The organism is Paracraurococcus lichenis (genome assembly GCF_030657435.1).
Lineage (GTDB): Bacteria > Pseudomonadota > Alphaproteobacteria > Acetobacterales > Acetobacteraceae > Paracraurococcus > Paracraurococcus lichenis.
In genome coordinates, this window is record NZ_JAUTWS010000583.1 from 1 (window position 1) to 287 (window position 287).

Below are 287 nucleotides of genomic sequence, written 5' to 3' on the forward strand. Positions count from 1 at the left end.
TGGAGGGCCTGGAGAATGCCGAGGCCACGTCGTCGAGCGGTCTCGAGCACAGAGCGGACATCGGCATAGAGGTCAGCACCCCAGACGGAGCGGAAGCCGTTGGTGACCTTGCGGAAGATCACGCAGGGCCGCAGCGCCTGTTCGGAGCCGTTATTGGTGGGAGAGACCGCGCGGTCCGTGAGGAAGACGAACAGGTTCTGCCGGAAGCGCTTGATGATGCGCTGCAGCTTCAGTCCCGGCTTGTTGTCCGGCACGAGCTTGAGCAGCTCATCCAGCGCGTGTTGCAG

General features: G+C 63.8%; 1 protein-coding gene. It reads right to left on the reverse strand.

The features are described from left to right. The coding region (locus Q7A36_RS41325; protein ID WP_305109557.1) for an IS66 family transposase at nt 1-287 on the reverse strand (287 nt) is incomplete at both ends.